This window comes from Mesorhizobium sp. CA7 (genome assembly GCF_020165015.1).
Classification (GTDB): Bacteria; Pseudomonadota; Alphaproteobacteria; order Rhizobiales; family Rhizobiaceae; genus Mesorhizobium.
Map to the genome: position 1 here is coordinate 1 of NZ_JAIUHH010000017.1, position 21471 is coordinate 21471.

At 62.3% G+C, this 21471-nt stretch carries 35 protein-coding genes; 15 read left to right on the forward strand and 20 right to left on the reverse strand.

All coding sequences use genetic code 11. From position 1 onward, the window contains the following. Positions 1–101: 101 nt before the first annotated feature. From LB552_RS23490 to LB552_RS29930, 5 genes are all read right to left on the reverse strand, one after another. The gene (locus tag LB552_RS23490) at positions 102–422 is read right to left on the reverse strand and encodes a plasmid stabilization protein (RefSeq protein ID WP_095768382.1); all 321 of its coding nucleotides are present in this window, start codon (positions 420–422) and stop codon (positions 102–104) included. A 36-nt stretch (positions 423–458) separates the two neighbouring features. Continuing rightward, on the reverse strand, positions 459–656 hold the full coding sequence (locus LB552_RS23495) for a hypothetical protein (RefSeq protein ID WP_140543043.1): 198 nt from the start codon (positions 654–656) through the stop codon (positions 459–461). A gap of 50 nt (positions 657–706) precedes the next feature. Further along, positions 707–925, reverse strand: coding sequence for a hypothetical protein (locus LB552_RS23500; RefSeq protein WP_224610683.1), 219 nt, complete (start codon positions 923–925; stop codon positions 707–709). Between the two features lie 27 nt (positions 926–952). Further along, entirely contained in the window at positions 953–1447 is a 495-nt protein-coding gene (locus LB552_RS23505; protein ID WP_140840685.1) for a hypothetical protein, read from the reverse strand. A 145-nt stretch (positions 1448–1592) separates the two neighbouring features. Next, positions 1593–1808: a KGG domain-containing protein gene (locus LB552_RS29930; protein WP_095768385.1), complete on the reverse strand. Its 216-nt coding sequence runs from the start codon at positions 1806–1808 to the stop codon at positions 1593–1595. Between the two features lie 324 nt (positions 1809–2132). Here LB552_RS29930 and LB552_RS23515 point away from each other — a divergent pair, with 324 nt between their 5' ends. Then, positions 2133–2357, forward strand: a complete 225-nt coding sequence (locus LB552_RS23515) for a hypothetical protein (RefSeq protein ID WP_224610570.1) — start codon at positions 2133–2135, stop codon at positions 2355–2357. 55 nt (positions 2358–2412) lie between these two features. Here LB552_RS23515 and LB552_RS23520 read toward each other — a convergent pair whose 3' ends face one another. Further along, complete coding sequence (locus LB552_RS23520) at positions 2413–3306, reverse strand: alpha/beta fold hydrolase (RefSeq protein ID WP_224610571.1); 894 nt, start codon at positions 3304–3306, stop codon at positions 2413–2415. Between the two features lie 39 nt (positions 3307–3345). Then, the gene (locus LB552_RS23525; protein WP_095768388.1) at positions 3346–3576 is read right to left on the reverse strand and encodes a DUF6894 family protein; all 231 of its coding nucleotides are present in this window, start codon (positions 3574–3576) and stop codon (positions 3346–3348) included. A gap of 163 nt (positions 3577–3739) precedes the next feature. On the opposite strand from LB552_RS23525, the gene LB552_RS23530 reads away from it, so the two are divergent. Then, positions 3740–4459, forward strand: coding sequence for a Crp/Fnr family transcriptional regulator (locus tag LB552_RS23530; protein ID WP_224610572.1), 720 nt, complete (start codon positions 3740–3742; stop codon positions 4457–4459). Between the two features lie 4 nt (positions 4460–4463). Here the strand turns inward: LB552_RS23530 and LB552_RS23535 are convergent, their stop codons facing one another. Beyond that, positions 4464–4763: a DUF982 domain-containing protein gene (locus LB552_RS23535; RefSeq protein WP_095768390.1), complete on the reverse strand. Its 300-nt coding sequence runs from the start codon at positions 4761–4763 to the stop codon at positions 4464–4466. 545 nt (positions 4764–5308) lie between these two features. On the opposite strand from LB552_RS23535, the gene LB552_RS23540 reads away from it, so the two are divergent. Both LB552_RS23540 and LB552_RS23545 read left to right on the forward strand, forming a co-directional pair. Beyond that, the gene (locus tag LB552_RS23540) at positions 5309–6328 is read left to right on the forward strand and encodes an SDR family oxidoreductase (protein ID WP_224601438.1); all 1020 of its coding nucleotides are present in this window, start codon (positions 5309–5311) and stop codon (positions 6326–6328) included. Positions 6329–6347: 19 nt separating this feature from the next. Next, on the forward strand, positions 6348–6653 hold the full coding sequence (locus LB552_RS23545; protein ID WP_095768391.1) for a hypothetical protein: 306 nt from the start codon (positions 6348–6350) through the stop codon (positions 6651–6653). A 22-nt stretch (positions 6654–6675) separates the two neighbouring features. Here the strand turns inward: LB552_RS23545 and LB552_RS23550 are convergent, their stop codons facing one another. Next, positions 6676–6861: a hypothetical protein gene (locus tag LB552_RS23550; RefSeq protein ID WP_095768392.1), complete on the reverse strand. Its 186-nt coding sequence runs from the start codon at positions 6859–6861 to the stop codon at positions 6676–6678. Positions 6862–7128: 267 nt separating this feature from the next. On the opposite strand from LB552_RS23550, the gene LB552_RS23555 reads away from it, so the two are divergent. Further along, positions 7129–8232, forward strand: coding sequence for a flavodoxin family protein (locus LB552_RS23555; protein WP_224610573.1), 1104 nt, complete (start codon positions 7129–7131; stop codon positions 8230–8232). Between the two features lie 9 nt (positions 8233–8241). Then, positions 8242–9300: a YihY/virulence factor BrkB family protein gene (locus LB552_RS23560; RefSeq protein WP_224610574.1), complete on the forward strand. Its 1059-nt coding sequence runs from the start codon at positions 8242–8244 to the stop codon at positions 9298–9300. 26 nt (positions 9301–9326) lie between these two features. Here LB552_RS23560 and LB552_RS23565 read toward each other — a convergent pair whose 3' ends face one another. From LB552_RS23565 to LB552_RS23585, 5 genes are all read right to left on the reverse strand, one after another. Further along, positions 9327–9539 (reverse strand): hypothetical protein, encoded by a 213-nt coding sequence (locus LB552_RS23565; protein WP_224610575.1) that lies wholly within the window; start codon positions 9537–9539, stop codon positions 9327–9329. Positions 9540–9919: 380 nt separating this feature from the next. Further along, positions 9920–10237: a DUF982 domain-containing protein gene (locus tag LB552_RS23570; protein ID WP_224610576.1), complete on the reverse strand. Its 318-nt coding sequence runs from the start codon at positions 10235–10237 to the stop codon at positions 9920–9922. Then, positions 10234–10536 carry a DUF982 domain-containing protein gene (locus LB552_RS23575; RefSeq protein ID WP_140840699.1) on the reverse strand — a complete coding sequence of 101 codons (303 nt, stop codon included), beginning with the start codon at positions 10534–10536 and terminating at the stop codon, positions 10234–10236. The genes LB552_RS23570 and LB552_RS23575 overlap by 4 nt, the downstream gene beginning before the upstream one ends. A gap of 286 nt (positions 10537–10822) precedes the next feature. Next, positions 10823–11335, reverse strand: coding sequence for a ferritin-like domain-containing protein (locus tag LB552_RS23580; RefSeq protein ID WP_224530884.1), 513 nt, complete (start codon positions 11333–11335; stop codon positions 10823–10825). Between the two features lie 203 nt (positions 11336–11538). After that, the gene (locus LB552_RS23585; RefSeq protein ID WP_224610578.1) at positions 11539–12849 is read right to left on the reverse strand and encodes an Nramp family divalent metal transporter; all 1311 of its coding nucleotides are present in this window, start codon (positions 12847–12849) and stop codon (positions 11539–11541) included. 405 nt (positions 12850–13254) lie between these two features. Between LB552_RS23585 and LB552_RS23590 the strand changes: the two genes are divergently transcribed. Then, complete coding sequence (locus LB552_RS23590) at positions 13255–13464, forward strand: cold-shock protein (protein WP_095768399.1); 210 nt, start codon at positions 13255–13257, stop codon at positions 13462–13464. Positions 13465–13570: 106 nt separating this feature from the next. After that, the gene (locus LB552_RS23595; RefSeq protein ID WP_095768400.1) at positions 13571–13765 is read left to right on the forward strand and encodes a hypothetical protein; all 195 of its coding nucleotides are present in this window, start codon (positions 13571–13573) and stop codon (positions 13763–13765) included. A 96-nt stretch (positions 13766–13861) separates the two neighbouring features. Here LB552_RS23595 and LB552_RS23600 read toward each other — a convergent pair whose 3' ends face one another. Together LB552_RS23600 and LB552_RS23605 are read right to left on the reverse strand one after the other, a co-directional pair. Further along, positions 13862–14110 (reverse strand): hypothetical protein, encoded by a 249-nt coding sequence (locus tag LB552_RS23600; protein WP_224610579.1) that lies wholly within the window; start codon positions 14108–14110, stop codon positions 13862–13864. Between the two features lie 308 nt (positions 14111–14418). Beyond that, positions 14419–14622, reverse strand: coding sequence for a CsbD family protein (locus LB552_RS23605; RefSeq protein WP_224530904.1), 204 nt, complete (start codon positions 14620–14622; stop codon positions 14419–14421). Positions 14623–15147: 525 nt separating this feature from the next. Here LB552_RS23605 and LB552_RS23610 point away from each other — a divergent pair. Then, complete coding sequence (locus tag LB552_RS23610; protein WP_224544640.1) at positions 15148–15561, forward strand: HD domain-containing protein; 414 nt, start codon at positions 15148–15150, stop codon at positions 15559–15561. Positions 15562–15601: 40 nt separating this feature from the next. Here LB552_RS23610 and LB552_RS23615 read toward each other — a convergent pair whose 3' ends face one another. Further along, positions 15602–16108, reverse strand: a complete 507-nt coding sequence (locus LB552_RS23615; protein WP_224610580.1) for a hypothetical protein — start codon at positions 16106–16108, stop codon at positions 15602–15604. 94 nt (positions 16109–16202) lie between these two features. On the opposite strand from LB552_RS23615, the gene LB552_RS23620 reads away from it, so the two are divergent. The 4 genes from LB552_RS23620 (at position 16203) to LB552_RS23635 (ending at position 18402) form a co-directional block, all read left to right on the forward strand. Beyond that, positions 16203–16448, forward strand: coding sequence for a hypothetical protein (locus LB552_RS23620; protein ID WP_095768404.1), 246 nt, complete (start codon positions 16203–16205; stop codon positions 16446–16448). 60 nt (positions 16449–16508) lie between these two features. Continuing rightward, positions 16509–17564, forward strand: a complete 1056-nt coding sequence (locus LB552_RS23625; RefSeq protein WP_224610581.1) for a PAS domain S-box protein — start codon at positions 16509–16511, stop codon at positions 17562–17564. A 166-nt stretch (positions 17565–17730) separates the two neighbouring features. Then, positions 17731–18090, forward strand: a complete 360-nt coding sequence (locus LB552_RS23630; RefSeq protein ID WP_224610582.1) for an SPW repeat protein — start codon at positions 17731–17733, stop codon at positions 18088–18090. Positions 18091–18234: 144 nt separating this feature from the next. Continuing rightward, positions 18235–18402 (forward strand): hypothetical protein, encoded by a 168-nt coding sequence (locus tag LB552_RS23635; RefSeq protein ID WP_224610583.1) that lies wholly within the window; start codon positions 18235–18237, stop codon positions 18400–18402. A 113-nt stretch (positions 18403–18515) separates the two neighbouring features. Here LB552_RS23635 and LB552_RS23640 read toward each other — a convergent pair whose 3' ends face one another. Beyond that, a complete protein-coding gene (locus LB552_RS23640) occupies positions 18516–18989 on the reverse strand; it encodes an Lrp/AsnC family transcriptional regulator (protein ID WP_095768406.1) in 474 nt (157 codons plus the stop codon). A 137-nt stretch (positions 18990–19126) separates the two neighbouring features. On the opposite strand from LB552_RS23640, the gene LB552_RS23645 reads away from it, so the two are divergent. Continuing rightward, on the forward strand, positions 19127–19918 hold the full coding sequence (locus LB552_RS23645) for a tryptophan 2,3-dioxygenase family protein (RefSeq protein ID WP_224610584.1): 792 nt from the start codon (positions 19127–19129) through the stop codon (positions 19916–19918). Between the two features lie 212 nt (positions 19919–20130). Further along, on the forward strand, positions 20131–20544 hold the full coding sequence (locus LB552_RS23650) for a DoxX family protein (protein WP_224610680.1): 414 nt from the start codon (positions 20131–20133) through the stop codon (positions 20542–20544). A gap of 92 nt (positions 20545–20636) precedes the next feature. On the opposite strand, the gene LB552_RS23655 is transcribed toward LB552_RS23650, so the two are convergent. Next, the gene (locus tag LB552_RS23655) at positions 20637–20942 is read right to left on the reverse strand and encodes a hypothetical protein (RefSeq protein ID WP_095768409.1); all 306 of its coding nucleotides are present in this window, start codon (positions 20940–20942) and stop codon (positions 20637–20639) included. Positions 20943–21013: 71 nt separating this feature from the next. Then, complete coding sequence (locus tag LB552_RS23660) at positions 21014–21283, reverse strand: hypothetical protein (protein WP_095768410.1); 270 nt, start codon at positions 21281–21283, stop codon at positions 21014–21016. Between the last annotated feature and the right edge of the window lie 188 nt (positions 21284–21471).

Sequence of the window (21471 nt, forward strand, 5' to 3'; positions counted from 1 at the left end):
GTCTGCTTCACAGCCATCGCGATTCCCTCCGAGCTTCCTCTCAGAGAATCACAACCAGCCAATTACGCAACAGGCCCACAAGAAGGGAGAAGGCAAAGTCCTCAATGGTGGGCGTGGTGCTCCGCGTTGCGCTTGCGCGTGGCCGCTGCCTTCTTCGCGGAAGCGGAGCGCGCGGCCGCCGATCGCTCGCCCGACGCCTTGCCGCCAGCCTTCCCGCCCTTATGCGCCGCCGGATGACCGGTATGCTTGCCGCGGCCGGAGCCCCCTGCCTTCTTGCCGCCGGCGTCGTCCTTGTTGACCGTCGCCCAGGCGCGGCGCTCGGCTTCTTTCTCGGACACGCCGCGCTTCTCGTAGCCTTCGGCGATATGGTCGGCCTTGCGTTCCTGCTTGTCGGTGTATTTCGATTTATCTCCACGTGGCATTGTCCTGCTCCTTGTTGCGCTGAGTGAATGTGAGTCTCAGGAACCCTTTTTCTTGGCGACATCGCCGAGGTCGGCCCGTTCCGGATCCTTGTTGTTCTCGTCGGCCGCGTCGCGATCCTCGTCGGGATCATCCTTGGCCGGCAGATAGCCGCGCGGCTTGTTGGCTTTCGGGCCTTCCCAGCGCGGCCATTGATCGGAGGTTCCGGGACGTCCGGTATTGGGTGAATTGCTCATCTTAACCTCGCTTTCGAGAAGGCCGTTTGCCCTCCGTCCTTGGAGAACCGTCAGCCTTCCGCTTTCATGGTCCGTGCGATCTTCAAGAGTTTGTCGCGGTCGTGCCCGTGCTCCCGGATCAGTTCGCGCGCCTGCTTTGGCGACAGATCGGTGTTCTCCGCCAGGAAGCGCACGTCGGGATCGTCGCCGCCCTTGGTCGGCAAATTGCCGGTCGCCGTCGCATCGGCGGCGCCCGGCCGGTTCGGTATATTGTCGTTCGCCTGGATCATCGCAGGCCTCCTTCGATTTCCGCCGTATCAGTTCGCTGTCTGGGAGTGCCTGCGGCGCGCTTCCTTCTTGCGGCGCAGCACCTCGTCGGTGCCGACGATGTCCTTCGAGCCGCCGGTGATCGCGGTCGAGACCACGGCCGGCGGATCGCTTGCCGGAAAGGAGTCCTCAAGGCCGGACTGCAACTGCTCCTCCAGCGTATCCGGGTCTTCCGAACGGCCTTCGGCGCGACGTCCGTCGATCTCTTCCAGATCTTGCTTGGCGTCGGGATGCTCGCGCACATTGCGCAGCGTCGACACGACGAGTTCGACGGCGAATTCCTTCATCTCCTCGCCGTGCGGGGCGGCGACGTCGGTCTCCTCGACCAGGCGAACAAGCGATTGTTCGAGCTTGTCCAACTCGCGCATGCCCTGGCAGTGCCCAAGTTTCTGCGCCAGAGCTTGGATCAGCAACGGACCGAAGGTCGAGTAGGCTTGCATGCGGGTCTCATCGACCTGTTCGGGATGAAGCGTTTGCAGCGACATTGATGCCTCCGTTCAAACATCCTGCGGCGGCAGCCTGGGCAACCGACTGAAGAGGAACTGGAGGGCGGGGCAGAAGTTCCATCGCGGGGGAGATCCCGCGGGCAGATGAAATGGCGTCCGTGAAGGACACGGACGCCATTTGAATTCAGCGCTGACCGCCTTTACGGCCGGCCTCGGAGGCGCGCTGGCGGTCTTCGGCGAAGTTGCCGCTGCCACCTCGGTGCTGGCCGGCGCTCCGCTGACCCATGTTGCGATCCTCGGCCTGCTGCTGCCCGCTGCCGCGATGCTGGTCTTCGCGGTTCTTGTGGCTCTGCTGGCCGGCCTTGACGTGCTGTTCGTGGGTTCCGCCTTGATTGGGCATATCGAATTCTCCGTTGATTCGGATTTTTCTTGAGGGTGAATTCAAGGACGCGTCCAACATCCCTGAGTAAGGGCAACAGGCGCCGGCGATCGATGTTCCGGTCGAAACATTTTGTGACTCGTCAGACTGAAGTCCGATCCGGCCAGCGCATTGGGCTGGCTTGTGCAACCAAATCTCTTTTTGCGAATTGGTGAGCGGCCGACGAGAAAGCCCCCTCCATCGCCGGCTATCATGGTGCCCGCCGGTCAGCCCCGCGCAATTCCGGCGGGCACCGTTATCCATAAACAGAAGGCCGCGCAGCCGACTTCGGAGCGAGACGACGTTTTGACCTATATCTCTGCAAAGCCCGCTCGGCAGAATGCCGAAAGCCTGCCTGCCAATGACAACCAGCGTACCACCCTTGCCGATCTTTCGTTCCTCGACATCATCAATGACGAGGACGAGGTCGCCGATATTGCCAGGCGCGCAGAGCGTCTCGGCCATGCCGCGCTCATCACAATGGCGATCGGCCTGGCGGCCCTGCCGTTGCTCTGGCTGATGCTGAGGTGAGCCAGGCCGACCGGCCGCTTGGCCGGCCGGCGCCATCTGCCGGAAAGGATCGTCTCTATCTTCCGGAAAAGAAGGCGTCGAGCGTGGCCGCCGTTTCGATCGGCGATTCCTCCGGAAAGAAATGGCCGCCGGGCATCGCCCCGCCGCTGGCGTCGTCGGCCCAGTTCCGCCATATGCCCAGCGGTCCGTCTTCGTCCCGATACCATTCGGCCAGCGCGCCATGCTCGCTCCACAGCGCCAGCACGGGGCAGGATATACGCCGGCCGGCCTCGCGGTCCGCATGGTCGTGCAGCCGGTCGAGCGAAGCCGCCGCGCGATACTCTTCGCAGATGGCGTGGATATGCGCCGGATCGCGCAGCGCATCGACATAAGCCTGCCGTACGCCGGGCGGGAACGCGTCGGCGGCGGATCCCCAGCCAGAAAGCGCATTGTCGACGATTGCTTCGGCCGTCGCCGCCAATATCGTCTCCGGCAGCGGCTCGGGCTGCGCCAGCAGCGACCACGGCCAAAAACTTAGCGCCAGCCTGCCATCGGCCCGGTCCCAGACCTCGGCGGTAGGGACGATGTCGAGCACGGCGAGCTTCTCGACGCGCTCCGGATGATCGAGCGCCAGCCGGTAGGCGACGCGCCCGCCGCGATCATGGCCGGCGACCAGGAAACGTTGGAAGCCGAGGTCCTCCATGAGCGCCGCCATGTCGGCGGCCATGGCGCGCTTGCCGTAGGGCGCATGGTCGGCAGCCGATGGCGGGCAGGAGCTTTGCCCATAACCGCGCAGATCGGCACAGACGACGCTGAAATCCCGCGCCAGGCTGGGCGCAATGTCGCGCCACATCGCATGCGTTTCGGGAAAGCCGTGCAGCAGGAGCAGGCCGGGCCCGCTGCCGCCATAGCGGACGAAGATACGCGCCTCGCCGGTGTCTACTTCCAATGTGTCAAAATCGGCGAACATGCTTGGCTCCGGCGGGATGCGATGCTGATGGCAAAGGCCTCACTTCCAGGCCGAGTCCAGCGTCAGCGACGCCTCGAATATCTGCTCCTTCTCGGTGCGCAGCTTCACGGTGATCTTCAACTGTTCGGTCCCGGGCGCCTCGTCGCGGGCAATGTCGTGCAGGATGCGCAACGCCTCAAGACGGGCACGCTCGCGGTCGGCAAAAAGCTGCCCGTGGTCGTCAATCTGGCCATGCTCGGCGTTATGGAGGTCGAAATAATAGCGTTCCATCGGTGAAGCACTCCGGGCGTTTGGCAAGTTCAATCCCTGGCCCCGATCATGGTTCCAAGCGGTTGATCCTCAGGGAAATCCGCGGCGCGCCGGCCCTTGATGCGCGGCCGACTGCAACCGGCCCAGCCCTGCGGCGTTAGCTGTTGCCCATGGAGAACCGCGGATGCTGGAATCGCTTTACCTCAACCTCGGCCAGCATGACGTCCTGTCAGAGGAAGAGAAGGCGCTCCTCGCCGGCGCCATGTCGCTCGAAAGATACGTCGCCGCCGGCGAGGATATCGTCACGGAAGGCACGCGGCCGATCTACAGCACGCTCATCATCGACGGGTTTGCCGCCCGCTACAAGGTGTTGGAGCATGGCGGCCGCCAGTTCACCTCGCTGCAGGTCGCGGGCGATTTCGTCGACCTTCATGCTTTTTTGCTGAAGACGATGGACCATGGCATCGTCGCGCTATCTCCCTGCCATGTCGCCGCAGCGGAGCATAGCAAGCTCAAGACGATTACCGAGCAGGCGCCGCACCTTACCCGGCTGTTGTGGCTGGACACGCTGGTCGACGGCGCCATCCATCGCGAATGGATCGTGGCCATGGGGCGCCGCTCCAAGACCTCTCATCTCGCGCATTTGATATGCGAGCTGTTCGTCAGGCTGCAGGTGGTGAAAAAGACGCGCGAGATGACCTTCCATCTGCCGCTGTCGCAGGCCGAGCTCGCCGACGTGCTCGGCCTCTCCGTCGTCCATATGAACCGGGTCATCGGCACGCTGCGCCGCATGAACGTGGTCAGCTGGACGAACCATATGATCACGATCCTTGACTGGGAGCGGCTGATTGCGATCGCCGAATTCGACCCAACCTATCTCAGCATGACCCGCGAGCCGAGATAGGCATCTAGCTGCGCGGGGTCTTGGATCGCGACCACAGCTCGTCCAGCATGGTAAGCGCGGCACTCGGCTGGGCAGGCCTCAGCAGGCCCTGCTGCGCGGCGACCTTCTTGAAGGCGGCAAAGGCGATTGCCGGACGGCAGGTGCCGGCGATCGCGTCGTCCACCAGCCGGGCCGCCTCGAGATAGGCCGGCGCCTCCTTGTTCTTCCATGCGCCTCCAAGCGCCTTCTTGGCCTCGGCGACGGTGGTAACCACCATCGTGCCACCGCTGACGAAGCGTATCGTGAGGGGCAGGAAACGGCTCATCGGTCCTTCACCATCCGAGCCATTCGCGCGTGCGCCAAGCAAGACCGACAAAGGGCGCGGCCGTGATCATGGCGGCGGCGAGGACAAAAAGCGGGCTGTTCGTACGCATGGATTTCATGTTTCACCGTAAAAATTGCGGATGGCAGTAAACGATGACTTCGGCAGTCGGTTGCATCCGGCCGGATGGTCCGAGGCTGCAAATCCGAGGCTACATATTGCTCGCGGGCCGGGCCGGCGGCGCCGGGCGGTGCGGCGGACGTGGGCGCGGCCTGAGCGGCACTTCGGCCAGCGAAGCACGGATCACCCTGACGGGGACTGGTGGCGCTGCGGCGCGCCGGCGCAGCATTGCGGCCGAGAGACTGCCGATGAGAGTTCGAACGTCCATGTGGACTCCTCCTGAAGAGTCCCCCAGCGACCAAGCGTTAGCACCGCGGCCGGGCGGCCGCATTTAACTTTGATGTACGCGCAGGCATCTCGGCGAGGTGCGGCGATCCAAGGGCCAACCTTTTCCGTTGGCATGCGTTGTCCTCCGAAAGGAGATGACCATGCCGACCAGCAGCCGAACGAAAACCGACACAGCCAGAAAATCAGCGACCGCCAAGAAGACAGACACGGCGAAGGCCGCGAACAGGCAGCGCGGCGTGCAGCGCAAGGTCGATGCCACGGACCGCAGCAAGCCGAAGCCGGAAGCGCCGGGCGCCATGCAGGCCGGCGCGCGCAAATACCCCACGCCGCCTTTCCCCAGGCAGCATCATCCCAAGCCCGGTGAGGAATGGGCGATCGAGCCCGCGCCGCTTTATGATGCGCCCTTCTGGCAAGGGTCGGGCAAGCTCAAGGACAAGGTCGCGCTGATCACCGGCGGCGATTCCGGCATCGGCCGCGCTGTGGCCGTGCTGTTCGCACGCGAGGGTGCCGATGTCGCCATCGCCTATCTCAGCGAGGACCGCGATGCCGAGGCGACTAAGCATGCGATCGAGGCGGAGGGCAGGCGCTGCATCACCTTGCGCGGCGATGTCGCCGAACGCGCCTTCTGCCGCAAGGCGGTGGCGGAGACGCTCAAGGCCTTCGGCAAGCTCGACGTGCTGGTCAACAATGCTGCCTTTCAAATCCACTCCACCGATTTCGCCGATCTGACCGAGGAGCATTTCGACACCACGCTGAAGACCAATCTCTACGGCTATTTCCACATGGCGCAGGAAGCTGTGCCGCACATGAAGCCGGGCTCGGCGATCATCAACACGGGTTCGGTCACCGGCATCGAGGGTTCGAAGGAACTGGTCGACTACTCGATGACCAAGGGCGGCATTCACGCCTTCACCCGCGCTCTCTCCGGCAACCTCATCTCGAAGGGCATCCGCGTCAATGCGGTGGCGCCGGGTCCGGTCTGGACGCCGCTCAACCCATCCGAAAAACAAGCGGAAGACGTTTCGCAGTTCGGCGCCAAGACGCCGATGAAGCGGCCCGCCCAGCCGGAGGAGATCGCGCCGGCCTACGTGTTCCTGGCCTCGCCGCAATGCTCGAGCTACATAACTGGCGAAATCCTGCCGATCATCGGGGGTTACTGACACCCATGAGGAGGATCTCATGAAGAAAGCGCTTCTCATTGCAGTCGTCACCCTGATCCCGGCCCTGCCGGCGGTGGCCCAGAATGCCGCCCAGCCGAACGACCAGCAGGCGCAGAACTGCCAGGCCAAGCCCGACGCCAACGACCAGCAGCAGAAACAGAAGCAGCAGGCCGACACCGATGAGCTGTCGAAAAAACTCGGCAATTGCGGCGGCGTGCTGAAGCCGCCGCCGACCGGCGACAAGAACGCGACGCCGCCGCCCCCGACAGGCAGCGACATGCCGGTGATCAAGCCGGGCGAAATTCCGCCGCAGACCGGCCAATGAGGCCGTCTTCAACAACAAGGGTTCAATGCTTGCGCTTCTCGCCCTCGGTCGCCTTGGCGGCCGGCAAGTTGTGGGCCTCGCGTATCATCTGCAATGCCTCCTCACGCGTGAGGCCGCATTTGCGGGCAAAGTAAGCCGCTTCGAGGATCTCGGCCTCGGAAGCCGCCGAAACAGTGGAAGCCGGCCGTCTGTGCTTCTTCTTGGCCATCGGTTCACCGCGCCATGAATCGCTTAGTCAGCTAAATATAGGCCCGTTGTTTCTCATTGCAAATTCACCGCTGCTTTTGGCGATCCTGCTGGGCTGCCTGTGCCATTGGGAACCATTGCACCGGCACAGGATTGTGACTTGCGGGCCGCGTCAGCCGGACCTGGTGGCAAAGAGAACAGGGCTGGTTTCTCCGGCTTCCCGCCCTGGCCAACGAAAAGGCAGTCGAGCTCTTGTCCCACCCGGCCCGCTCCGAGCTTGGGGCAGTACATGGCAGTGGATACGGAATCAAACGGTGGCGGGGTCGAACCGCGCAAGGGCATGCCCAGCCCGCGTCTCGGCGAGAGCGAGTTCAAGCAACGCTACAGGAAGCTGTTCTACGATCCGGCCTTCGAGCCGGAGGCCGAAGCCATAGGCAGGCTGGCCGAAATCGCTTGGCAGGCCTATAGCGAGGAACGCAAAAGTCCGGTGACCCGCAAAGCGGGGGAGGGTTTTCACGACCCAAGCTACGATCTCTCCGTCGAATGGATCGCCGCTCACGATGCGGTCAAGGCCGCGCAACGGCGCCACGAGGACAGAACTGCACCGTCGCGCATCCTGATCATCAACGGCTCCTCACGCAGCGAGCATACTTGCCCGGGCGAAATGTCGAAAAGCTTTCGTCTCGTCGAACTGGCGCGCCGCGCCATTGCCGGCAGGCCGGGCTTTTCCGTTGAAGTGCTCGATCTGTCGCGGCTCGCTTCCGAATATGGCCGCAGGATCTACCCTTGCAAGGCCTGCTTCTCGACAGCGGCGGCGCTCTGCCACTGGCCGTGCTCGTGCTATCCGAACCATTCGCTCGGCCAGGCGCACGACTGGATGAACGACATTTATCCCCTTTGGGTCGAGGCGCATGGCGTGATGATCGTCACGCCCGTCAACTGGTACCAGACCTCCTCGCCGGTGAAGTTGATGATGGACCGGCTGGTCTGCGCTGACGGTGGCAATCCCGATCCGTCTTTGACGCAGGGCAAGGATGCAGCGCTTGCCAAGCAAGCCGAACTCGCTGGCTGGAGCTATCCCCGCCATCTCGAAGGCCGGTTGTTTTCGGTTGTCGTTCATGGCGATACGGAAGGCGCTGCGAACGTGCGGCATGCGCTTGCCGACTGGCTGCGTTCGATGAAGCTCGATCCCGTCGGCGAGATTGCCGAACTCGACCGCTATATTGGCTACTGGAAGCCCTATGCAACCAGCCATGACGAGCTCGACGCTGACAAGGACGTTCAGGTTGAAGTAACCAACGCCGCGCTAGCCCTGGCCGAAGCGGTGGCGAGGCGCCGGGCAGGGGAATTCCCCACCATCGGAGCCGACCTCAAGGATCCACGCCCAAAATAGAGGAAGAAGATGCCGCGCTGGGCCAACGAAGGCTGGACAATCCTCAAGGAAAGCGTCTCCGGCTATATTGCCGACAATGCGCTGAGCCACGGCGCGGCGATGGCCTTCTACGCCACCACCTCGCTGGCGCCGATCCTGCTGATCGTGGTCGCGATCGCCGGGTTCGTCATCGGCAACGATGCCGCGCAACTGGCGCTCTCGGCACAGATATCGGGCGTCATGGGACCGCAGAGCGCTGATCTTCTCAAGGCAACGGTCGAGACCGCCTCTCAGCGCGGGTCCGGTACTTTGGCCGCCTTGATCGGGCTGGTCACGCTTTTGATCACCGCGTCCGGCGTCTTCGGCGAGATGCAGCAGACATTGAACGAGATCTGGAAGGTCAAGCCCACCAGCGTGTCGTTTTCGCGCCTGGTGCGGGCGAGGGCGGTGAGCCTCGGACTTGTGGCGGCGCTCGGCTTCCTGCTGCTGGTGTCGCTTGCAGCCAGCACTGCAATCGCCGCGCTTGGCGAAGTCATTAACCGCAGCCTGCCGTTTGGAACGCTGATCGTCAGCGGCATCAACACGGTCGTCTCCTTCGCATTGATCGCGCTGCTCTTCGCCGCGATCTACAAGGTCCTGCCGGACCGCACGCTCAAATGGCGCGATGTCGGCATCGGCGCTGCGGTCACGGCGCTGCTCTTCACCATCGGCAAGTCGCTGATCGGCTGGTACATCGGCACCAGCGCCATAGCGACGTCTTACGGAGCGGCGGGCGCACTGATGGTGGTGCTGGTTTGGGTCTATTATTCGGCACAGATTTTTCTTTTCGGCGCCGAGATTACCCGCACCTATTCGGTACGGCGCGGCAGCCGGCGCGACCTCGCGCCGGTCGTTGCGAATGCAACCGACCGGGCTGCGCTGCACCATGCCGAAGAAGTAGCCAAACCGGGGACGACGATGCCGGCCGACGCTGGTGCAAGTGTCGGCGCGGCGGCGCGTCGGGCATCCGGCGGCGGGATCGTCCTATGGATTGTCCTCGGCAGCCTGATCGCTCTACTTGTCACGGGGGTCTTGCGCCGCTCAGGCTGATACGACCTCGTCGCCGGGCTCGTGCCTTACCGCCGTTCTTCCTGCCGTTTCTCGATTTCGTAGGACAGCCAGCGGCAGAACATGCCGATAACCGAGGTAGCGGCTCCGCCGAGCAGACAAGCAATCAGCAACGGACTTTTCGAGGCATTGTCCCAACTGACGATCGCCAGCAGCGCCACGCTCACTGTGGAAATCAGATACCCTGTACCCTTGAGAAGATGAAGCGACGATCTGGTCATGTTGGCCCGCCTTCCAATGAACAGACAATCAGGATCGAAGTTCCATTTAGCCGATGTTCCTCCAGACGGTGGCGGCATCAGGCACTTACTGGAAACCGGGAAGGCAGGCTGGCCCGGCCGCGACATATAACTCACTTGGACTGAAGTCGCACGCAGCGCCGCTTTGGTCCAAGCAGTGAAACCTTGGCCCGCCGTTGGTGGTTGGGGGACGGTTTGACGGATATTTGAGTCCCTTCATCGTCAACTGTTTGAACGCCCATCATTCCCGCGACTGGTGGGCGTTCATTCGAGGCCAACGATCCAGTGCCAAGGGGCGGACCGGATCACATGCGGCACGCTGTGAGGCGCCCCGACAGCGGTCGCGGGGCGCGCCCCGATCCTCATCGGTAATCTGACGGCCGAGCTTTTTCTATCGCGGGGGGGATTGGTCCGTCCTCGACAAGGATATCCTTCTTGCGCGCGAATGCGGCGAAAACGCCTCGCGCGGTTTCCGCGTCGACTTCGCCGACCAAAGCCGCCTTGCAGGCACGGATAGCCGCTTTCTGCTCCGGGCTATTGCCGCACCAGTCGGTCGCGAACTGATAGGCATCGACGACGGTGTTCAGTTGCCGGGGAAAGCCCAGTCCGACCCAAACGCGAAGGGGTTTCTCGAAAGGTTTGGAAAGCATCGCGAACTCCCATAACCGCGAAACTTTCAAACAGTCAGTCCGCCGCCGCGGCCGCCTTTGCCGGTCATCCATGGCAAGGGCATACTCACGTCCTCGAGAATTTTGACCGACCTTGCGAAACCGCTAAAAGCATCTCTGGCGGCAGTCAGCGGATAGCCGCTGTCGAATGCCCGCTGGCAGGCACGAAGTGCCGTTTCAAAAATGGTTCCGCGCCTGTTCTTGGGCCACGCGTAGAGAAATTCCAGGGCATCTTCCAGGCACGCGATTTCCTGGATGAGGCTGTCTCCGCTCTTCACGAAAACAGGGCTGTCGAACATGCGATCGTTCATAACGTCCTCCAATCGAACGAACAATTGAGTTCAGGCAACGGCTTGGTGCCGACAGCGGCCCAAGCTCAGCGGCGATATGGGTTTGTAGATCTTGACCGTCAAGAGGCCCGGGGTCGCTGCAAGAACCGGCGCGCCAATTCTGCCATCCAGGACGAATTATCGGTCCAACAAACAGCTAAGATCGTTGGTGGCGAGGGCAGCGGCCGCCGTCGTTCGATTAGACCTGCAATGTGGCAGAGAGCCCTGGCAAGCTGCCGGGGCTCGGCGGCCGTCAGCGGATCGTCCGCTATGCGGCTTCAGCCGCGACGTTGACCGCGGATTCGGCAAGCTGGGTAAGCGCGGCGTCCGTTTCCTTTTCTTCGTTCAGCGTCTTGTCGAGCAAGGTGACGGCCTCCGTCAGGCCGAGTTCCTGCGCCCAGGTCCTGAGCGTGCCGTAGCGAGAGATCTCGTAATGCTCGACGGCTTGGGCGGCAGCCAGCAGGCCGGCGTCGAGCGAGGGCGAGCCCTTGTACTCGTCCATGATCTCGGCACCTTCCTCGGTGATGCCTATGATGGCGGCACAAGTCTTGCCCGCCGGTTTCTTATCGATCACCTCGAACACTTCCTCGAGACGGGCGACATGTTCCTCCGTCTGGTCGCGATGCTTCTCGAAGGCCATTTTCAGCGCGTCGTCCTGCGCCGCCTTCGCCATCTTGGGCAGCGTCGTCAGGATTTTCTTCTCGGCGAAATAGATATCCTTCAGCGTGTCATGGAAAAGTTCGTTGAGGCCCTTGTTCGAGGCCGCTTTCGTCGTCGCCATTCTGAATCTCCTGGTGCGGTTGGATCACCACCAACACGGCCCGACCAAAGTTGTTCCAGAAAGAAATACATGCGGCGACACAGCTAAAAGCATCAATTGTTATTGACGGCGACGAAGCACCGCCGCGGCCAGGCAATTGGCCGGACCGACGCATGAATCGCCTGACTGTCGCATCTGAAAGGCCGCTTTCCCCTGCTCAGGATTCACGCAAACCACTGCGCGATGAGGCCCACCGACGAGGCTGCCATTGTGATTGTCGTTAGCCATCCCATCGCGCGCAGCCAACCCTGAACCGGGAATTCACCCATGATGTCCTTGCGGCCGGCCATTCGCATCATGACGATCAGCACGGGAACGGCGCATATGCCGTTGATGACGGCGCTCCAGTAAAGCGCCTTGATCGGGTCGATCGGGGTAAACATGATCCCGGTGCCAAGAGCGGTCGCGGCGGCGAGTGTGACGTAAAACGCCAACGCTTCCTTCGGCTTGCGCTGCAGCCCCACCGTCCAGTGCAGGGCTTCGCCGACGGCGAAAGCCGCTGACCCCGCCAGCACCGGCACAGCCAAAAGCCCGGTGCCGATAATTCCCATCGAGAAAATGATGAAGGCGAACTTTCCGGCGGCCGGCTCCAGAGCCTTGGCCGCGTCGGTGGACGAAGCAATGTCGGTCACCCCCGCCTTGTGAAGCGTGGCGGCCGTGGTGAAGATGATCGCGACGCCTATCAAATTCGAAAACGCCATTCCGACCAGCGTATCGGCGCGTATCCGCCGGAATGCCCTGGAAGCTTGCCACGGCGCCCATCGGAGCGGCTTGGCGCTTGGCTTGAGTTCCTCCTCCTCGACCTCCTGCGAGGCCTGCCAGAAGAACAAATAAGGCGAGATGGTCGTGCCGAGGATCGCGAGCAGCGTGGTGAAGAAAGCGCCACTCCATTGAATGTGCGGAACAAGCAAGCCTTTGGCCGCATCGGCCCAGGCTACATTCGCGGCGAACATGGCAATGACGTAGGCGAAGAGGCTCAAAGTTGTCCATTTGAGCACTTTCACGTAGCGGGTGTAGTCGATGAAGACGATCGCGCAGATACAGGCGATCGCGAATGCGATGACATAGAGCGGGCTCGGCCCGCCGATGAGCAGCTCCAACGCGTCCGCCATGGCGCTGAGGTCGGCACCGATATTGATGACGTTGGCGACGGAAAGCAGCACCACCACGACGCAGAGCAGCGAGGCGGGATAGTGTCTGCTGAGGTTGCCGGAAATCCCTTTGCCGGTGGTGCGGCCGATGCGGGCGGCGATCTCCTGGATCGCCGCCATCAGCGGGAACGTGAACAGCATGCTCCAGCCTATATTGAAACCGAGCTGCGCGCCGGCCTGGCTGTAAGTTCCGATGCCGGAGGGATCGTCGTCGGATGCGCCGGTGATAAAACCGGGGCCGATCGTACGCAGGAACCGTTGCAAAGGTCCCTTCGCCGACGTGTTGCTTCGTTCTCTCTCGATGTGCGAACCGACTTCGGCCATCCTTGGTTCTTCCATGCCCGGCCGAGCGCTAGCGCAATGGCAGCCGAGGCCAGGGATTAATCGGAGCGACTGTACGACAGGCTCGGACAGGTGTTTTGCGTAGATAAGCAAGAGCTAACGAAGATGGTGGGTAACTGGCGGCGATGACGTCGGTTCCGCCGTCACCGTCACTTTCGCATCAGAGGGCGGATCCGGTCGGGTGCCGAAAAAGGGTCCTGCATAAATATATCGGGGGTTGTCTTGCCGGGAGTCAGTTTAAACGCTATATGTGCCACATCGATCTTGTTGAACGAACGTTGTTTCAGGGCCTTTGCGCCCGACGATCTTCCCTCTCAATTTCGAAAACCGTGACGTTTGGCATTCGGCCAAGCGGCGGTAATTTGCGTCGATTTGAAAGGAAATCGTATGACTACTGGAACCGTGAAGTTTTTCAACGCCACCAAGGGCTTTGGCTTCATCGAACAGGGCGGCGGCCAGCCGGACGTGTTCGTTCACATCTCCGCCGTGGAGCGCGCAGGGATGCGTTCTCTCGTCGAAGGCCAGAAGGTAAGCTTTGACGTCGTCAAGGACGCTCGCAGCGGCAAGAGCGCCGCGGAAAACCTCCAGGCAGCCTAAGCCATGCGTCGGCGCCTTTGACCACGGATGTACCGGCACAGGCGCTGGGGCTTTGAGGGAAGGTCGGGTTCGCCCGGCCTTTTTCGTTTGCATAGCGAGGTAGCACATGGCTGATACGAATGTGTTCAAGCCGAAAGGCGACGCCAAGAACGAGGCCACTACAAAAACCGCGCGCGCCATCATCGACAGCGAGGCGGCGGCCAGGATTGCCAAAACGGCGCGTCTTCGCAAGGCCAGGCTTGCGCAGGAGCCGGTGGAGGAGCCGGTAAAGAAGGTGAAGAAGAAGGCCGCCGCCAAATAGGGGCGCGGCGTGAGCGGCGCCGTGGCGGCCGGGCTGGGTTCACCCTTTCCTGAGATGGGTCGCCCCGGCTGCGGGAAAATCTCGATAAGCCTTTGATCAGTGCCGTCCCTTGAGGAACCTCGCCTCTCTCACCAGTGAAGTCCAGTCAGGGCCGATAAGCTTGATCAGTTCGCGAGCTTCGTCCTCCGAGATGTCGGTATCCTTTGCCAGGCGGCGGGCAAGCAATTCCACATCGCCCTGTGCTGGTTGAGCCGCTTTGCCATCGCCGGGCTCGGCGCCGTCGCCTCGGTTGATCATGAGCCAACTCCTTCCGGTAGGAACTTTCGAGGCGGCGGCATGTTTCATGCGTTTCTGCAATTTTGATATCCGGGGGCGTCCCGCTGGCGGCGGACCATGAGATCCGCGGCTGATTCCCGATGCGGCGCCTTTCTGGAACCGGCGCAAGGCGGCGCGCCCGGGGCCTCGCGAAGGCAAGCCGATCCGGATAATCCAGCGCGCCATTGGCGCGGGCGGAACTCGGCCATGTAGCCCATCAGAGCCATTCATGCCGCCCGACCTGCAGGTCGAGACGGATACGCCGCCGTCGCGCGGGTGACCGGCTTACTCAAAGGCGCTGCCGCGAGGCAGCGCCCTTCGTTTTGGGGAGCCGGCCGTTACCAGCTCTGCATCCTGTACCAGTCGTCGATGTCGCGGCGCACGCGATCCTTCTCCAGGCCGTAGCGTTCCTGGATTACCCCTTCGAGCTGGTCGCGCTTTCCGGCGATACGATCGAGATCGTCGTCGGTCAGCTTGCCCCACTGTTCCTTCACCTTGCCCTTCACCTGCTTCCAATTGCCTTCGACGCGGTTCCAGTCCATGGCCGGACCTCCTGTTGGATACGGAGGGCTAACGGCAACACGACCGCGAAGTTCCTGTCGAAAGCTCTTTCTGCGTCGAGGCAGGCACTGAGCACAACGACACGGACGAATGTGCCTTCATCTGGCCGTCATAATGAACCGCCAAATTAGCAAACGCTGTTCCCAAGACCTCTCTTGCCCGGCTCCTGGTCCGGGCTTCTTTTTAATGCATGTCGCCCAGAATGCGCAGCGGTTCTGGGACGACGGGCATCAAAACAAAGACTTAAAGCGTGTCGTCTGAATTCGTTTCAGCGACGCGCCTCAGGTGCTGGCATCCCGCCTGGAACGGGTGGCGCGGATTGGCGATGGCGCATCCTCAAAAATCCGGCAGCGTTGGAACATTAGGCCGGTGCCGAGGTTCTTGCATGCATGGATGGCGCGCAGTTCCCCGAAGGCCCGTCATCCGGACCGGGTTCCGACCCGAGCAAGCCCGCCTCGGCCGTCCCTCGCCGGGACGGGCTTTATCGTGACGAGATCGGAAGGACCATGCTTCACCAAGCCGCCAAAATCGCCGAGCAGGCCCATCGGGGTCAGAAAGACAAGACCGGCAGACCCTACATCGAACATCTGAGACGGGTTGCCGATGCGGTCGAAACGCTGGACGAAAAGACGGTTGCCTATCTGCATGACGTGGTCGAGAAAGGCGAGGGTTGGAGTCTCGAGCGGCTGCACGGCGCCGGCTTCGGCCTGCCGGTGGTGGCGGCGGTCGATGCGCTGACCAGGCGCATGGACGAGAGCGAGGAGGGTTTCATTTTCCGCGCCGCCTCAAACGAGCTTGCCCTGCCGGTTAAGATAGCCGACCTGCGCGACAATCTGTGGCAAGCTCATCAGGCGGGCGTTGCGCCGGACCGGTATGAGACGGGGCTCGAGATTCTGGGCGAGTTGGCCGCCAGGGACTGAGCGGCGTTGGGGGCACTAGGCTGCTGCCGGCGTCGCCCCGCTATTCGTCTAGCTGCAGCAAATCGAGCCGCGCGTCGGGCAGCGCGTGCTCCCACAGGGCCCTTTCGAGGTCGTTGCGGTTGTCGCGGCCCGTGGCTGCCGGCAGGTCGAGCGCCGTCAAGGCCTGGTCGTCGAACTCGATCGGCGCCCCGTAAAGTTGGGCGATTTGCATCACCAGGCTTTCGATGTCCTCGCGGGCGATGTTCTCGGCGAGGTTCTTGAGCCTGATTTCTTCCGCAACCCGGATGATGTTGACGATCCCGTCGATCCGCAGGGCCTGCTGGACCTTGCAGTGAGAGTCGTCGCGCAGCCGGTTGGAAAATCCTCGCATCATTGGAAAACCCTCCTTTCGCGGGGGTCTATCCCTCTGTTGCAACCATGCGCTGGAGCAGTGCGGTTGGCAATACACAAATTTTAAAAACAATAAATAAATCAGCCAGTTAGCAAAGTATATCAAACGTGATTTCACCGCATCCTTAGCATCGTTGGCTTCATTACCGATCGGCAAATCATCCCCTCTTGACGCCTTATGGCCATTTCCTATTTCTACTCACAGTTAGGCACATACTAACTCACAGTGTTCGGCTCGGATGGAGGCGGAGGTGGTTGAGCTTGAACGGCCGCAAAGGTTGCAGATCATGCTGACCGACGAGGAATTGGCGGCGTTAGAAAACTGGCGTTTCGAAAAACGCATGCCAAGCCGCTCGGCCGCCGTGCGCGAGCTTTTGCGCCGTGGGCTGGCGTCCGATGGGTTTCTGACCGCTGACCTGGGCGCGAAGTCGCAGGATTTCGGCGTGATATCGCTGGATCGGAAGGTCGCAGATGGCTCCAGCGACTCGAAACCCTGAGCAGATGCACGCTCGCTCGCGGCAGATTGCCTTGACCTCGGCCGGCCCTAATTACCGTCCATGACCAATCCCGGGGGGCCGTTCCGACACGATCCGAACGCCGATGCGCGCTTGGCCGCGATCGTCGATTCTTCCTACGACGCCATCGTCGGCAAGACTCTGGACAGCGTGATCACCGACTGGAACCACGCGGCCGAACGCATGTTCGGCCATACCGCCGAAGAGGCCATCGGCCGGTCGATCCTGATGCTGATCCCAGAGCATATGCAAGACGAGGAAACCGAGATCATCGGCCGCATTCGCAAGGGGGAGCGCATTCCGAGCTTTGAGACGGTGCGCAGGCGCAAGGACGGCTCGCTGATCACCGTTTCACTGACGATTTCGCCGATCAAGAACAATGCGGGCGAGATCATCGGCGCCTCGACGATCGCCCGCGATATCAGCGCTGCCAAGGAAAGCGAGCGCCGCATCCGGCTCTTGATGCGCGAGGTCAATCACCGCGTGAAGAACCAGTTCGCCGTGATCCTGTCGATGATCAGGGAAACCAGCAAGCGCTCCACCGATCCGGGCGAGTTCGAGGAACTGATCCGTTCGCGCATCATGGCGCTGTCGCGCTCGCACGATCTCCTGGTCACCTCCGAATGGGCCGGCGCCAGCCTGTTCGACCTGATCCAGGAGCATCTGAAGCCTTTCGGCCATGAGGAGCGCATCTCGCTTTCCGGGCCGCTCCTGACGCTGCAGTCCAACGCCGTGCAGAATCTCGGCATGGCCTTCCACGAGTTGGGCACCAACTCATCCAAATATGGCGCGCTGGCGGGCGAAGGCGGCCGCATCGAAATCACCTGGCAGGTCGAGCCCGGCCCGCAAGCGCAGCGGCGCTTTCATCTTCTGTGGCACGAGACATCCGGCGCGACGGCCGTTGGAGCTGAGCAGAAGACGAGTGAGCGCAAGGGTTTTGGCACTGTGGTGCTGCAGCGGGTTGCGCCGCAGTCGCTGAGCGGTTCCTCAAGCCTCGAACGCTCGCCCGGCAGCGTGAAATGGACGCTCGACGCGCCGCTCGAGGCAATCGTCGTTCCGCAGCTCGGGGCAGAGGGCGACGCCGACTTCGGCGTTTGAGCGGCAGGCGGCGGGATTTCTGCCATCCCACGCCGGGCGACGCGCGTTTCGGGCCCGCCCGCCCGCCACTTGCAGCCTGATAGAAACGTAATTACATCAATCGCTAAGCGTGCAATGTCCACGCGGATACAGTTGCTTTGGTCAAGCTTCGTCTATGGAGGTTGTCATGCCAAGCAAACTGATGGAAGCAAGAAAGAGTCAGGACTGGATCACCCTGATCCTGGCGATTTGCCTGTTCATCTCACCATGGGTCATCGGATTCACCGCAGCGACGGTCCCCGCGTGGAACGCCTGGATTGTCGGCGTTCTCCTCGGCGCGCTGGCGCTCGCGACGCTTTCGGTGTTCGCCGAATGGGAAGAATGGGTAAACGTCGTCCTCGGGCTCTGGCTGATCGTGTCGCCCTGGTTGCTACACTTCGCGGCTGACACGTATGTCATGGCCACGCATGTCGTTCTCGGCGTGCTGGTGGTCGCGGCATCGGCCTGGGCTGTCTGGGACTTGCGTCATCCCCACGCTCATGCGTGAGCGGTGATTGAGCGGGAGCCCGCCGCGCAAGCGGCGAGCTCCTGCTACTGCGGCGTCTGGGCATCGGGCTGAGCGGCCATTGCAGCGTCTTCACGCGATTGCTGCAACGGGAAGCGTTTTGGTGCATTCTTGGGAATGGTCTCGATGCTTAACCCCGACACCCCGGCCAAGTGCTGCTCATACTGCGGCGGCCGCGACCATGATTTCGAGGAATGCCCGAAACGCAAGGCCGACGCCGAGAAGGAAAAGGTGCAGCGCGAGCCGGCCGTGATCAGGCTCCCATATTCTCGTCACGCGTCCTCCAACCAGTAGATCGCCTTGCGTCGCCATAAAGACCCATGCGGCGCGGGCCTGCGCGGCCCGCGTCCACGGCTCGATTGCCGACAGGGATACCGTCGAGCCGACGTCTCAATTTGGCGCTCGCCTTATCCCCTCAGCGCACGCGCCGCCGCCTCGGCGAACGAGATGTCGCCCTTGATCTCGCGCATCGCCATCGAAGTCACCGTGCGGCGCACGCCGGGCAGGCGGCTGAGTTCCTCGCGCAGCATCCGGTCGAGCGCCATCATGTCGACGGTGACGATCTGGAGCAGATAGTCGGCTTCGCCCGTGGTGGCGTAGCAGCGGCGGATCAGCGGGTGCTTCTTCACTGCCGCCTCGAAGGCATCCGACACCTCGAAGTCGATCGACACCTGAATGAAGGCCTCGATGCCGAAGCCGATCCTGGCCGGGTCGATGCGGGTCGAATATCCCCGGATAACGCCGGCCTCTTCCAGCGCCTTCACCCGTTTCCAGCAAGGCGTCTTGCTCAAGCCGACCTCCTCGGCGAGTTCGCCGAACGAGATGCGTGCGTCGCGCTCAAGCGCGGCGACTATTCTGCGGTCGAGAGCATCCAGCGTCACTCGTTCTCCAATATGACAGAAGATATCGACGATCGTCCTTCATTCCACGTCATTTGGATAACAGAAAGGAACAATGTTCAAGCCGAAAGCGCTATCCTTGTCGCCCGGTCGAAAACCTGCCGCGAGGAGGAGAAGCCATGGACAAGAACGATTACCACGCTCGCATCGAGGCGCCCGAGATGCGCGACTACGGCGTCTATCTGAAATGCGACAAGCTTCTGACCTGTCAGAAACCGCTCTCCGACATGGTCAACGCCGACGAGCTGCAGTTCCAGATCGTGCACCAGGTCGAGGAACTGTGGATGAAGCTCATCGCCTACACGCTGGTCGACGTCCTCGACTATCTGGAGAAACAGGACACGCATCGCATCGTCACGCTGATGGGCCGCGTACACCGCCTGATGGGCATGATGACGGCGCAGCTCGACCTGCTGGAGACCATGTCGCCCAAGGAGTACCAGCAGATCCGCCTGCAGCTCGGCAATGGCAGCGGCCAGGAATCGCCGGGCTTCAGGCTCTTGCTGCGCCTGCCGCCGGACCTTTGGCGGGCCTTCAAGCATGCCTATCTCGACGGCCGCGGACTGACCGTGGAGGCTATCTATGACGAGCATTACGACCACGGCGATTCCTATGTCGTGGCCGAGGCGCTGATCGAGTTCGACGAGCTGTTCCAGAAATTCCGCGCCAATCACCTCTATCTGATCCACCGCTCGATCGGGCTCGGCGCGAAGTCGCTGAAAGGCAGGCCGGTGGAGATCCTCGAAGGCGGCGCCCGCCACCGCTTCTTCCCCGAGCTCTGGGACATTCGCTGCGCCATGACGGACCGCTGGGGCGCCGAATACGGCACCGTTCGGGATTCGATCAGCCATCCGCCGCAACTTTCTCCTTCTTCCCTTGTGGAAGAAGGTGGCCGCGAAGGGGCCGGATGAGGCGTGTTCCAGGGAAAGCCAGCGTTTCACTCCGCTGGAACACCCCTCATCCGTCTCGGCGCTGAAGCGCCGATCCACCTTCTCCCACAAGGGGAGAAGGAGAAAGTTGTGGCGCCTCGCCAAACAATTTTTCCAGCGCCTGTCGGAACCATCTCTCTCCGCCCGTCCTTGGGGGCATCAGCCGCTTCAACAATCCGGAGGACATCGTGGAAATGCAGTCGACCTGGCAGACCGCCGCCATTCTCATCGCCCGCCTGATCTTCGCCGCCATGTTCGCGATGGCCGTCGCCTTCAAGCTGATGGATATCGGCGCCACCGCAGGCTACATCGCGGCCGCCGGCTTCCCGTTCCCGCTGTTCCTGGCCTGGTGCGCGGCGATCCTCGAAGCGTTGCTGGTGATCGCCTTCCTCACCGGCGCTTATCTGACGCCGTTGGCGTTGATCGGCGCCGTCTACGTCACCTTCCTCGGCTTCGCCTTTCACGGCCCGTCGCACTGGGCCGGAAACCAGGCCGAGTTTGGCGCCTTCATGTCGCATTTCCCGTTCGCCGCCGGCCTGCTCTACGCCGCCGTCCACGGCCCGGGCAGCGTGCTGGCCGCCAAGCTGGGTTGGCCGGGCAGGGCATGAACTTTCCTTCTCCCCGTTCTACGGGAGAAGGTGGCCGAAGGCCGGATGAGGGGCGGCGCCAACATTTCAAGACAAGGCGCCTTCCCACATGCTCACATCTGATCGTTATACGGCTCTTTCATCTGGCCGACCATGCGCGCCAGCTTCGAGAAGGACGGCATGTCGGCCTCCGGCTGGCATTGGTTGGCGAGTTCGAGCAGCCGGATCGGGAAGTTGACGGCGTCGCGGCTCGAGGCCGACATGCCTTCCGAGCGCTCCTCGCTGGTTTCGCTGGCCTCCGCCTTGCGCAACGCGATGTCGATCTCCTCGACCGTCAGCACGCCCTTGCGCACCAGCACCTGGTTGACCGAAGCGACGGCCATCAGTAGGCCCTCGAGCTGCAGATTGGCGACATTCATGGCTTTTGCTCCCATTGACCGGGGTGAAACGCGCGAGCCGCGGTTACGATCCGGAGATGCGCGAGCCTCGCTTAGGCCTCCATCCACCGCTCTCCATATTCGCTCCAAAGCCGCCTGATCTCGCGGTTGCCGAGCGGCGGCGTCTGGCGGTCACCGTAGAAGACAGCGACGGCGCTGAGGTCATATTGGCCCTCGGCCTGGGCGATGAAGCGGATCGCTTCGCCGAGCGGTCTCGAATGGAAGATCGGATCGGCCTGGCCCCGGCCCAGGCTGCGAACGCCCGAAATGCTTGCTGGCACATGCCGCATCCGAAAGACGGATGCCATGGCAGGTTTGTCCATGCCTGCTCTCCGCGATTCCCCTTAGGGAATGATCCCATAAGCACCGGCTAATGACCAGCCCGGGACGGCCGCCGAAACAGAGCGGGCCCCAGCACAACCTCGAAAACTAAAAAGCCGGCGGGGAAAGAAAAAGGCCGGGCGCGACGGCCCGGCCTTTCCGCGCGGTTGCCGCAAAGCAACCCTCGCTC

Bases quoted from the DNA above. Each gene is read 5' to 3' on its own strand.
- LB552_RS23495 (WP_140543043.1), bottom strand. From the start codon at position 656: ATGAGCAATTCACCCAATACCGGACGTCCCGGAACCTCCGATCAATGG.
- LB552_RS23635 (WP_224610583.1), top strand. From the start codon at position 18,235: ATGCTTAACCCCGACACCCCGGCCAAGTGCTGCTCATACTGCGGCGGC.
- LB552_RS29930 (WP_095768385.1), bottom strand. From the start codon at position 1,808: ATGCCCAATCAAGGCGGAACCCACGAACAGCACGTCAAGGCCGGCCAG.
- LB552_RS23525 (WP_095768388.1), bottom strand. From the start codon at position 3,576: ATGGAACGCTATTATTTCGACCTCCATAACGCCGAGCATGGCCAGATT.
- LB552_RS23610 (WP_224544640.1), top strand. From the start codon at position 15,148: ATGCTTCACCAAGCCGCCAAAATCGCCGAGCAGGCCCATCGGGGTCAG.
- LB552_RS23530 (WP_224610572.1), top strand. From the start codon at position 3,740: ATGCTGGAATCGCTTTACCTCAACCTCGGCCAGCATGACGTCCTGTCA.
- LB552_RS23625 (WP_224610581.1), top strand. From the start codon at position 16,509: ATGACCAATCCCGGGGGGCCGTTCCGACACGATCCGAACGCCGATGCG.
- LB552_RS23580 (WP_224530884.1), bottom strand. From the start codon at position 11,335: ATGGCGACGACGAAAGCGGCCTCGAACAAGGGCCTCAACGAACTTTTC.
- LB552_RS23660 (WP_095768410.1), bottom strand. From the start codon at position 21,283: ATGGACAAACCTGCCATGGCATCCGTCTTTCGGATGCGGCATGTGCCA.
- LB552_RS23550 (WP_095768392.1), bottom strand. From the start codon at position 6,861: ATGGCCAAGAAGAAGCACAGACGGCCGGCTTCCACTGTTTCGGCGGCT.
- LB552_RS23600 (WP_224610579.1), bottom strand. From the start codon at position 14,110: ATGAAACATGCCGCCGCCTCGAAAGTTCCTACCGGAAGGAGTTGGCTC.
- LB552_RS23535 (WP_095768390.1), bottom strand. From the start codon at position 4,763: ATGAGCCGTTTCCTGCCCCTCACGATACGCTTCGTCAGCGGTGGCACG.
- LB552_RS23575 (WP_140840699.1), bottom strand. From the start codon at position 10,536: ATGAACGATCGCATGTTCGACAGCCCTGTTTTCGTGAAGAGCGGAGAC.
- LB552_RS23505 (WP_140840685.1), bottom strand. From the start codon at position 1,447: ATGTCGCTGCAAACGCTTCATCCCGAACAGGTCGATGAGACCCGCATG.
- LB552_RS23650 (WP_224610680.1), top strand. From the start codon at position 20,131: ATGCAGTCGACCTGGCAGACCGCCGCCATTCTCATCGCCCGCCTGATC.
- LB552_RS23595 (WP_095768400.1), top strand. From the start codon at position 13,571: ATGGCTGATACGAATGTGTTCAAGCCGAAAGGCGACGCCAAGAACGAG.
- LB552_RS23590 (WP_095768399.1), top strand. From the start codon at position 13,255: ATGACTACTGGAACCGTGAAGTTTTTCAACGCCACCAAGGGCTTTGGC.
- LB552_RS23500 (WP_224610683.1), bottom strand. From the start codon at position 925: ATGATCCAGGCGAACGACAATATACCGAACCGGCCGGGCGCCGCCGAT.
- LB552_RS23630 (WP_224610582.1), top strand. From the start codon at position 17,731: ATGCCAAGCAAACTGATGGAAGCAAGAAAGAGTCAGGACTGGATCACC.
- LB552_RS23540 (WP_224601438.1), top strand. From the start codon at position 5,309: ATGCCGACCAGCAGCCGAACGAAAACCGACACAGCCAGAAAATCAGCG.
- LB552_RS23565 (WP_224610575.1), bottom strand. From the start codon at position 9,539: ATGACCAGATCGTCGCTTCATCTTCTCAAGGGTACAGGGTATCTGATT.
- LB552_RS23520 (WP_224610571.1), bottom strand. From the start codon at position 3,306: ATGTTCGCCGATTTTGACACATTGGAAGTAGACACCGGCGAGGCGCGT.
- LB552_RS23605 (WP_224530904.1), bottom strand. From the start codon at position 14,622: ATGGACTGGAACCGCGTCGAAGGCAATTGGAAGCAGGTGAAGGGCAAG.
- LB552_RS23585 (WP_224610578.1), bottom strand. From the start codon at position 12,849: ATGGCCGAAGTCGGTTCGCACATCGAGAGAGAACGAAGCAACACGTCG.
- LB552_RS23560 (WP_224610574.1), top strand. From the start codon at position 8,242: ATGCCGCGCTGGGCCAACGAAGGCTGGACAATCCTCAAGGAAAGCGTC.
- LB552_RS23645 (WP_224610584.1), top strand. From the start codon at position 19,127: ATGGACAAGAACGATTACCACGCTCGCATCGAGGCGCCCGAGATGCGC.
- LB552_RS23545 (WP_095768391.1), top strand. From the start codon at position 6,348: ATGAAGAAAGCGCTTCTCATTGCAGTCGTCACCCTGATCCCGGCCCTG.
- LB552_RS23655 (WP_095768409.1), bottom strand. From the start codon at position 20,942: ATGAATGTCGCCAATCTGCAGCTCGAGGGCCTACTGATGGCCGTCGCT.
- LB552_RS23555 (WP_224610573.1), top strand. From the start codon at position 7,129: ATGGCAGTGGATACGGAATCAAACGGTGGCGGGGTCGAACCGCGCAAG.
- LB552_RS23490 (WP_095768382.1), bottom strand. From the start codon at position 422: ATGCCACGTGGAGATAAATCGAAATACACCGACAAGCAGGAACGCAAG.